Source organism: Acinetobacter sp. A2 (genome assembly GCF_012371325.1).
Classification (GTDB): domain Bacteria; phylum Pseudomonadota; class Gammaproteobacteria; order Pseudomonadales; family Moraxellaceae; genus Acinetobacter.
Genome location: NZ_JAAZQX010000001.1, coordinates 117531 through 127599 on the forward strand (window position 1 = coordinate 117531; position 10069 = coordinate 127599).

General features: G+C 40.3%; 10 protein-coding genes. 4 read left to right on the forward strand and 6 right to left on the reverse strand.

The window, feature by feature from the left end; all coding sequences use genetic code 11:
• The first annotated feature begins 63 nt into the window (after nt 1–63).
• Complete coding sequence (locus HHA43_RS00535; RefSeq protein WP_168541377.1) at nt 64–1332, forward strand: hypothetical protein; 1269 nt, start codon at nt 64–66, stop codon at nt 1330–1332.
• A gap of 120 nt (nt 1333–1452) precedes the next feature.
• The gene (locus HHA43_RS00540) at nt 1453–1653 is read left to right on the forward strand and encodes a hypothetical protein (protein WP_168417539.1); all 201 of its coding nucleotides are present in this window, start codon (nt 1453–1455) and stop codon (nt 1651–1653) included.
• Between the two features lie 47 nt (nt 1654–1700).
• Here the strand turns inward: HHA43_RS00540 and HHA43_RS00545 are convergent, their stop codons facing one another.
• The 5 genes from HHA43_RS00545 to glyQ all read right to left on the reverse strand — a co-directional run bounded on the left by HHA43_RS00545 (nt 1701) and on the right by glyQ (nt 7195).
• The gene (locus tag HHA43_RS00545) at nt 1701–2228 is read right to left on the reverse strand and encodes a hypothetical protein (protein WP_168541379.1); all 528 of its coding nucleotides are present in this window, start codon (nt 2226–2228) and stop codon (nt 1701–1703) included.
• Nucleotides 2229–2656: 428 nt separating this feature from the next.
• Nucleotides 2657–3046, reverse strand: coding sequence for a hypothetical protein (locus HHA43_RS00550; RefSeq protein WP_168417537.1), 390 nt, complete (start codon nt 3044–3046; stop codon nt 2657–2659).
• A gap of 73 nt (nt 3047–3119) precedes the next feature.
• Entirely contained in the window at nt 3120–4070 is a 951-nt protein-coding gene (locus HHA43_RS00555) for a COG2958 family protein (protein ID WP_168541381.1), read from the reverse strand.
• A 69-nt stretch (nt 4071–4139) separates the two neighbouring features.
• Nucleotides 4140–6209 carry a glycine--tRNA ligase subunit beta gene (gene glyS / locus HHA43_RS00560; RefSeq protein ID WP_168541383.1) on the reverse strand — a complete coding sequence of 690 codons (2070 nt, stop codon included), beginning with the start codon at nt 6207–6209 and terminating at the stop codon, nt 4140–4142.
• Complete coding sequence (gene glyQ / locus HHA43_RS00565) at nt 6209–7195, reverse strand: glycine--tRNA ligase subunit alpha (protein WP_168541385.1); 987 nt, start codon at nt 7193–7195, stop codon at nt 6209–6211. The genes glyS and glyQ overlap by 1 nt, the downstream gene beginning before the upstream one ends.
• 198 nt (nt 7196–7393) lie before the next feature.
• On the opposite strand from glyQ, the gene HHA43_RS00570 reads away from it, so the two are divergent.
• On the forward strand, nt 7394–8491 hold the full coding sequence (locus tag HHA43_RS00570) for an HPP family protein (protein ID WP_168541387.1): 1098 nt from the start codon (nt 7394–7396) through the stop codon (nt 8489–8491).
• Nucleotides 8492–8667: 176 nt separating this feature from the next.
• Here HHA43_RS00570 and HHA43_RS00575 read toward each other — a convergent pair whose 3' ends face one another.
• Nucleotides 8668–8934 (reverse strand): PspC domain-containing protein, encoded by a 267-nt coding sequence (locus tag HHA43_RS00575; RefSeq protein WP_168460367.1) that lies wholly within the window; start codon nt 8932–8934, stop codon nt 8668–8670.
• Nucleotides 8935–9304: 370 nt separating this feature from the next.
• On the opposite strand from HHA43_RS00575, the gene HHA43_RS00580 reads away from it, so the two are divergent.
• A complete protein-coding gene (locus tag HHA43_RS00580; RefSeq protein WP_168541389.1) occupies nt 9305–9838 on the forward strand; it encodes a hypothetical protein in 534 nt (177 codons plus the stop codon).
• Nucleotides 9839–10069: the final 231 nt, after the last annotated feature.

Consider the following 10069-nt stretch of genomic DNA (forward strand, 5'->3'; position numbering starts at 1 on the left):
TGCGTAACGTGTATTCAAGTTTAAAGTAACGGTTTAATTCAGCGCCTTGGCGCCGGTGTGGGAATGGACAAACACATAATTTTTGAAGACGGACATATCCGCGCTATTTTCATGAAAGGCTCATCTCAGGAGCTGATTTTTTCTTTTGGCGATTTAATCACTCGTGCCAAAGGAACGTCTATTAACGCCGAAAAATCACTGGAAAAGTTTCATTTTAATGTGATTGGGGTGATGCCAAAGGAAAAATCATGGTTTCCTGAAGCATCTATGCGTGCCATGTTGGCAGCCATTCAAGAGCTCATTGCCCCGTTTAAAGTCCGTGTCGGCTATGGCGGCTCTATGGGAGGCTATGCGGCAATTAAGTATTCTAATTTACTGGATTTAAACCGCATTGTGGCTTTGGTGCCGCAGTACTCGATTGACCCTGAAGATATTCACGACGCACGCTACAATATGTTTTACCATGCCGATGTGAATGCCAATATGCGTATTCAAGCGCAGGATGTATCGGCACAGCGTGAATATATTGTGGTTTATGACCAATATTACCCAGAAGATCGTGGGCATTATTTAAAAATACAGCCATTAATTCCACATTTACATACCTTGCATTTGCCATTTACAGGGCATGATGCGATTGCGATTTTGGCTAACTCAGAATTATTAAATGACTTTTTGACCCATCCTTTTGATGCGCCGTTTTTTTACCAAAAAATTCGCAAGGTGAAAAAGAACAGTAAGTTTTACTACCGTAAAGTGATTGAAAATGTCTTACCGAATCACCGTTGGTCTTTAGGTCGTATTTTAAAATACAACAATTTACAGCTAGACAGTAATTTCTTTGATGCCAAGCTGAAACAGAATCTGATTCGTTCTTTATTGAGCAATAAACAGGTCGATCAGCACGACCTAAACAAACTGGGTCTACAAATCCAGTTACCGTATGAAAATCGGAATGTATTGCTCGATCATTTTGGTCATGGTTTGGTGTTTAACATCATCAGCCAAAAAATTGAGAGCTATGCAGCAAATGCAATTGCCTTAAACCATAAATTTTTGATTCCAATTTATGCCAAAGGCAGTGGCTTGGTACAAATTTATCTAAACGATGAGCGATACTTAATTAGTATGAATGATCGTCATGTCATGAAATTATGCAAAGAGCAGGATGCGCTTGCGGCAGGCATGCACCCCTTAATACTGAAAAAATATAGCGAATATTTTGTCTTGAGTTATAAGGATTTAAACCTGAGTAGCGATGAGTTTGGCGGCAACGACTTTGTAGAAGATTTACCAGATACTGCCAAATTTACCCTAGAACTTGAACAGTAGTTTGCAAAGTTTTAAAGCCTTAATTTATAGAGTTTAAATTTTAGACACTTGTATTGTTTTGCTATTGGGCTAAGATGGTCTTGAAACCTTGTTTTATTGATCATTCCAAGGGTAGTGTGTATGACCAAGTTGTTAATGCCTGCTGTGCTTGTTTTGTTGTTCAGTTTAATTGTATCTGCAACGGCTTTTGTCGATGCGCCAGAGCCTAAAGCCTATTTATTCTTTGCTTTAGCTGTGTTGGTATTACTTGGGCTAGGCCTATATGTGTTCCGACAAATACAAAACTCTATTCGTTTTCACATGAATAAGCCTGCAGAATAATTGCAGGCTTTTTTATAATTTTAAAGCAAATCATCAATCCAATATTTTTATAGTTTAATCACTTTAATTTCTTCTTCAGATTCGTCACTTGGGGCAGCCTGAGTCTGTGCTTCCTGTGTCTGTGGCGTTGTAGTGGTTGGCGCAGGCGTTACATTTTGTGATGGTGTACTTAATGGCGCTTGATAGATCGGCACGGCTTGATCACTTTGCCCTGTAATCACTTCTTTGGTTTCCTGAATTTTATTATTGACCTGACCCGCCAGTTGCTGCCCTGTTTGCTTGGCTTGCGCTGCACCCTGACTGCCCAAAGTTTTGGCATTGTCTAAAGCCTGATGTGCAGATGGGCGAATTTTCTCAATGCCTTTTTCTGTGACTTCACCTACTTTTTGTGCAGCCTGAATTACACCTTCCTGAGTTTTATAAGCCCAGACATGTAATAAATTCGGGTTGTCTGCATAAGGGCGAATCGGTTTGTGGCTTTGATTGTCTTGTGTAGGTTCAGAACTGTTTTGTGCATATACAGCAGCACTGCTGAGCAATAATCCAATGGCAATACCGAAACTGATTTTATTCATGTGTTGGCCTCTTTAAATACGCAGTGTGGTGGCTACTGAAAGCTTGAATGTAGATGAGGATTCTTGGCAGTAACCATCTTAAAATTACAACCTTCACGCGCTATGTGGTGATGTTGTTGAGGATTGTATAAAGAATACATGACAAATACTGTTTGCTTCTCGCAAGTTTAATTGTCTTTCGGGTGACGATTGAACATGCGTTTGAATCATTTGGTGTTTCTAAGTGCAATTTATGCAGATCATAAGCAGAGCATAAATAGAAAGACCCACAATAATTTGTGGGTCTTGTTACTCTGGAGAGTTTTAAAGCAGGGCAGTATTGGACTGCACTGCATGATTATCATAATTTGAAATATCTGAAGATGGCGGGTTTGTGTTAAAAGTCACACAATCTTGCTACATCAGGATACATTCAGGTTCGTTTTAAATTAGTTGCATTGTGCAAGTGCATCTTTATGAAAGTGACTGCGCAAGGTAATGAAGTTTTTTTGTACCGTAGCATCGTGCAAGTCAAAGTGCTGTGCAGTGCTGGTGCCGTCTTGGGCAAAAGTTGCAGAACCTGCTGAAATTAAAGTGTTGCCTTTAAATGCCCATTGCTCGATTGAGCGACCTGCCTTGAGTGTACCTGTAAATTCAATAACGCATTTATCAATAAATTTAGTGAGTTTTGCACTGTTGTTTACGGTGTCTGGGTAAACTTCAATGTTTTTCACTTCTTGTAAAACACCTGCTGTGAGCTGCGGAATAACAGGTGCAGAGGTACACGCACTAAGAGAAAGGCAAGTTAAACCCGATAAAATGAGTGTTTTAAGTTTCATAAGCTTGTTTTCTTGTTGAGTGTTGTTAGGTTGAGTATAGGGAATCAGTTGGAAAATGACTATAGCTCAGTGATTAACGATTCCAATCTTGTGTGCGAATACGGCCAGTTTGGTAATAAATTGAGACCAATTCGATAAAATTTTTAAAGTCTGAATTTTCATTTAAAATTCGATTTATTGATTGCCAATCCACTTCGGGTCTTCGGCGAGCAGGAAGTAAGATTTCACTTTCAGTTGGATTTTCTGGATTGAGTAAAATTACACCTATACCATGTAAAGCTGAAAGCATACGCAGTTCTTCTTCAACTTCATTGGTAGAAATTGAGGTCGCAACTAAATATCCTTCATTTGCCCAACTTGAATTACTAACAGCTTGGAAAAAGCTACTTCTAATATTTGAGTTATTTAGTTCTTTTTTTACCTCGAATGACCAAAGTCGAACATTTTGTCCAGAACTATGCTTTACACAAGTTTTAACTAGATCATTCCATTTATTATCTAATGCTTGCATTGCCACAATATCTGGATGTAGCCATTGATTACCATTTTGTCCTCTAGTATTTGATGATCTTTTTTCATCAATTCTTAATGTAAGCAAATTGAGTTCTTGGGATAGGTATTCTATCAATACAGGATATAAGTCATATTCTGAAAATATTTTTTCTTGAATCGATGGGGGATTATTGTCTTCTGCATTAATAATTAATGAATTATGGAAGTCAATTCCTTTTACTGGTGAAAGATTTGAAGTTGGTTCATACCAATATTGGCGTGGACTTGGTTTTTCTTGATATTTTACACAAGGATTATTTTGAATTAAGTCTGGGAAAATACTATATAACTCTCGAATAACTTGTTGTTTAAAAGCACTTTCATTGTTTTGAAATTTAATATTATTTCTTTTCTCAATATAGTCTTGAGGATATGTAGCAATTAATTTATCAGCAATAAATCTAGCTGTAAATTTTTGGTTAGGATTAGATTTTAAAAATTCTAATGCTTTTTGTGCTTGTGATAATTTCATATTATTGAGAAAAATAAAAAAAACCCCACTATTTCTAGCAGGGTTTTACTTTTATTTCAAATGTCTGACTTAGTGCTGTAATACCGAAATATCAGCCACTTTGGTAAACAAGTTACGAAGCTGTGCAAGCATACGTAAACGGTTTGCTTTCAGGTCAGCATCATCAGCCATGACCATTACCCCGTCAAAGAACGCATCCACTGGCGCACGAAGAGCAGCAAGTGCAGACAACGCAGCAGTGTAGTCTTTGGCAGCAAATAATGGCTCAACCACAGGTGTGATTTTTGCAAGTTCAGCGAACAAAGCTTTTTCAGCATCTTCAACCAAGTTCGCTTCAACCACTGAACCTTCAGGCGCAGTTTCTTTTGCTAAGATATTTGCAACACGTTTGTTTGCAGCCGCCAATGCAGCCGCTTCAGGCAAGGCGCGGAAGTGATTGACTGCATTCACACGCTTATCAAAATCAAGTGGAGATTTTGGTGATAAAGCTTGAACAGCTTGAATCACATCTACCGCAACGCCTTGGTCTTCGTATTTAGCACGGTAACGACCTTCAAGGAATGCAACAGCATCTGCTAAAGTCTTGTCGTGATCTTTCAAGACATCGCCATAAGCAGCCAAAGCCAACTTAATTAAGTCTTCAATTGAAACATCTAAACCATTTTCAGTCACAAGGCGCAAAATACCAATGGCAGAACGACGCAATGCAAATGGGTCTTTAGAACCTGTAGGTGCTTGGCCAATACCAAAAATACCTGTGAGCGTGTCTAAACGGTCTGCAAGGGCAATGGTCGTGCCTGTTTTAGTTTTTGGAAGTACATCGCCAGCGAATTTAGGTAAGTATTGTTCACCGAGTGCTTCTGCAACTTCGTCATTTTCACCTTCAAGACGCGCGTAATAAGTTCCCGCAATGCCTTGTAGTTCTGGGAATTCACCCACAAGTTCAGACGTTAAGTCACATTTTGCAAGCAAAGCAGCTTTTTCAGCATCTTGCGGATTTGCACCTGTAATTGGCGCTAAAGCAACAGCCAGTTTGGCAATACGCTCAGACTTGTTCCAAAGTGTGCCCAGTTGCGCTTGGAAAACCATGTTGGCCAATTTTTCTTTGCGTGATGCAAGCGGTTGCTTTTGGTCTTGCAAGAAGAAGAATTCAGCATCAGACAAACGTGGACGAACCACTTTTTCATTACCTTCAATAATTTGAGTCGGGTCTTTCGACTCAATATTTGAAACCGTAATAAAGTAAGGCTGTAATTTGTTGTCGCTATTGACCAAACAGAAATACTTTTGGTTGTCCTGCATGGTGGTAATTAAAGCTTCTTGTGGTACAGCGAGGAAACGCTCTTCAAAGCTGGCACGTAGTGCAACAGGCCATTCTACCAGTGCAGTCACTTCATCACGTAGGTCGCTAGGCACAATCGCAATTGCATTGACTTCATCTGCCAATGCTTTTACTTGCTGGTCGATAATCGCTTGACGTTCTTCAAAAGAAGCAATGACTTTAGCAGCACGTAACGCATCTAAATAGTCATTGGCGTGTTGTAGTGTGATTGCTTCAGGGGCATGGAAGCGGTGACCATAGGTTACATTCGCTGCCTGATGATCTTGAATCGTGGCGTCAACCACGGTGTTGTCTTTAAGCAACACCACCCATTTAACAGGACGCACAAATTCAGTACGGCTTGCGGCAGAACGCATGCGTTTTGCAATTGGTAGGTTATCCAACGCAGTTTGTAGAATTTGTGGCAATAACGCATCAAGGCTTTGACCTTTCACATCTTTTAAATAGCAGACTTTTTCAACTTTACCCGCTTGGAAAGTAGAGACCTGATCAACCGTAATACCTTGACCACGCATAAAGCCTTCAAGCGCTTTGGTCGGTTTGCCTTCGGCATCATAGGCAGCTTGAACAGCAGGGCCATCAAAACGTTTTTGGGTATCTGCTTGCGCACCATTTACATTGACAATTTTAAGTGCCAAGCGACGTGGTGCTGCATAAGCTTCGATCGAATCGAACGCAAGGCCTGCATTTTTTAAACCTTTTTCAGTTTCTGCAAATAAGGCATCGCGTAAGGTTTTTAAGCTTTTCGGTGGGAGTTCTTCGCAACCGAGTTCAAATAAAACTGTATGTTTAGACATTATTTGCTTTCCTCAGTATTTTGTGCTTTAGCTTCCGTTTCAACTTGTGCTTTTAACTGCGCTAAGACTTCATCACGTAAATGCGGTTCAGCCATTGGGAAACCTAGTTTTGCTCGTGCAGCCACATAACTTTGTGCAATTGAACGTGCCAAGGTACGTACACGTAAAATATAACGCTGACGCTCAGTCACAGAAATTGCACCACGCGCATCGAGCAAGTTAAAGCAGTGAGATGCTTTAATCACTTGCTCATACGCAGGTAATGGTAATTCTGCGGCAATTAAACGGCTTGCTTCTACTTCATAGAAGTCAAACAGTTCAAACATTTTATCAACAGGCGCATATTCAAAGTTATAGGTCGATTGTTCAACTTCGTTTTGATGGAACACATCGCCATAAGTGACTGTACCAAATTGGCCTTTGGTCCAAACCAAGTCATAAACCGAATCTACACCTTGTAGGTACATTGCCAAACGCTCAAGACCGTAAGTGATTTCACCGGTCACTGGGTAGCATTCAACACCACCGACTTGTTGGAAGTAGGTAAACTGAGTCACTTCCATGCCGTTTAACCAAACTTCCCAGCCCAAGCCCCAAGCACCTAATGTTGGAGATTCCCAGTTATCTTCTACAAAGCGGATGTCATGTACCAATGGGTCAATCCCAATGGCTTTTAAAGAATCCAAATATAATTGTTGGATGTTGTCTGGGTTTGGTTTAAGCACCACTTGGAATTGATAGTAGTGTTGCAAGCGGTTCGGGTTTTCGCCATAACGACCATCTTTAGGACGACGTGACGGTTGCACGTATGCTGCATTCCAGGTTTCAGGCCCTAACGCACGTAGGAAGGTTGCGGTGTGGAATGTCCCTGCACCCATTTCCATATCGTAAGGTTGTAAAACGACGCAGCCTTGCTCCGCCCAGTAGTTTTGTAAGGCAAGAATTAAGCCTTGAAAGGTATCAATATGCGATATGGCGCGACTCATGGTCATCCACTTAAAATTAGAGAAAAATTGTGCTCAATTATAAGGATTTTGCGGGGTGCTGGCAAAGGTTAAAGCATAAAAGCATGTGGTCTGAGTTGGTTTTACAAATTCACTGATAAACGAAAGATGTAAAACAAATACATCTTATTACGTGATTGTCTTATAATCTTGGTAAATGTTCGCCACAGGATTGTCCCCGTGTTTCATTCACAACTAGACTGGCTAAATACGCTTAAACCAAATTTCAAAGTTTTACCTTTGAGAGAAAGGTTGCTGTGTGGGTTGGGGGCGTTGCTGGGTTTAGCACTATCTTCACTGATCAGTTGGTGGGTGTTGGGCGATATTAATGCGTGGTATATCGCACCGATGGGAGCGTCTTCAGTCTTGCTTTTTGCTGTGCCTGCCAGCCCTTTGGCGCAACCATGGAATATTGTGGTAGGGAACAGTATTGCGGCGGTGTTAGGGGTCAGTTGTGCTTTATCTCTACCCAATTTAACCGAAGCTTTTAGTGTGGCTGTGGCATTGTCTATCTTTTTAATGATGACTACAGACTCTTTACATCCACCAAGTGGGGCAGTCGCGATTACTGCAGTACTGGGCGGAGAGGCTGTACGTGAATTAGGTTATCATTTTGTTTTTTATCCTGTTTTACTCAATTCTGTACTGTTGATGCTCATTGCAATTGCATTTAACCGCATGATTGGCAAACCATACCCACAAAAACCACAATTGAATACACGTTCTCAAAACCCGACACCGACCCAAAAAGCCACCATTCAGCCGCAAGATATTCAGGATGTGTTAGATGAACAAACTCAGCTTTTGGATATTAGTGAATATGATCTGCAAAAAATTATTTTAGAGGCGCAGTCCAAAGCTAGTGAGCGACAAACTCAAGCGCTGACGTGTGCCGATATTATGAGTAAAGATGTACTGACTTTGCATCAAGATGAAGATATTCACAGCGCATTGGAAAAGTTTAAACAGATGAATTTAATGAGCCTGCCTGTGGTGGATGATGCACAGCATTTGGTCGGAACTTTGGCATTGTATGAAGTGGTGGAATGGTTTAAACATGTGACCGATTTGCCTTATCGCTGGCAGCATCAAGTTAAACATATTATGTTGCGACAGGTCGTTACGGTACAACCACAACAAAGTATTCAGGATTTGGTGCCTTATTTTGTTGAGCGTTCTTTTAATTATATTCCTGTGGTTGAGCAACAGCGTTTAGTAGGTATGATCAGTCGTGCCGATATGATTGCAGTATTGAATCAGCAACTTGTAGAAAAGTAGTTCAGATTTATACTCAAACTCATACATTTGCTACAAGCTAGAAAAAGTTTTGTTGTGAAAACAATAGGCAAAAAAAAGCTACGATGCTTGGGGGAGCAATCGTAGCGAAAAAGAAATTCAAACGTATTTAAATCTGATGATATAAATGCGGTCAGTCAGTAAAATTTCAAGACCGTTTATCGGTCTTGATCTGAATGAACGGTACGCACAGGTCTTGAATAGCCTTGAGTTGGATTTTGCATATTGGATAGATTTTGTTTTGGCATTACCAACCACAATACCAAATACACCAAAATGCCTGGAAAGGCAGCGCTCATCACTGACACGATCACGAAAATTAAACGCAATAAGTTTGCATTCCAACCAAAACGTTCAGCAATACCGCCCATGACCCCAGCAATCATATTTGAGCGGTTTGAGCGATATAAACCAACATTGGCCATTCAGTTCTCCTTGAGAGATCAATGAAATAGAAAACACATTCGTAAAAATTAACATCCATTGATGATGTTTTTCTTGAATCACGAATGCTTAATATAAAAATGGTGTTGTTGTTGAATTTTTAAAGTATCTAGCCAAAAGCAATTGGTAAAGTTATGTAACTTAAGGTGTTGATTAAAGCAGCATCCCCCTAAAATATTCAATTAGAAGTCGGCAGCAGTTTGAGATGAAAGTTCAACATCAAGGAATGAGTTGAGCATAGATTCAACGTTGCTTACAGCTGATTTGAGTACGACGGAAAGCTTCAATTTTTTAAGGGAATGTGTGTCATTGGCTAAATCATATATGTGTGTAGTCTCTGTGCTGAGCGGAATGTTATTACTAGGATGTGATGGATCACAACTTGAGCAAGCTGCTGTGCAAAATTATTCAGAACCTGTCGAAACCAAGCGGTTGACTGAGGTGGCAGGGCAGGCTACTGCGCCCATTCAAGTGAATGAGCAACAAGAGACACGTAAAATTCCCGAGGCACATCATACCTATGTGGGGCGCTATTCCATTCAAGTCAGTTGTGCAGATAAATTTGTGATGTGTGAGCAGGGCACGGTAGATTATATTTTGACTTTATTGCCCGATGGGACAGCACATCGTATTTTTGTGAATGCAGGAAAAATCAGTTACGACACTGAAAAGAAGTACCGCAAAGACTTTTGGTTTTATGATGAACAAAATCATCAGATTGTGGTGGCACGTTCCACTGGGGTGAATTTTTATTACAATGTTGACCATGAAAATAACTTAATCATGGATCGAAATAAAATTGCGATTGCGACTGAAAATAATCGTGAATACTTCAAAATCCATCCATTGCCTTCGCAGAACTATCACTTAATTAAGTCAAGCTAAGAATTAGCGATACGATGATTTAACGGACTGTATTATTTGAGTCGATGAATAAACCATGAGTTGTTTGGGCTTGTGGTTTTTTTACGGGCGTGTGAAAGCTAGAAAAGAATAAATTTCTTTTTGAATTGAATATTTGAAGAGGTATTTGAGAATGAATGGTGGGTCGTCCGCGATTCGAACGCGGGACCAACGGATTAAAAGTCCGCTGCTCTACCGACTGAGCTAACGACC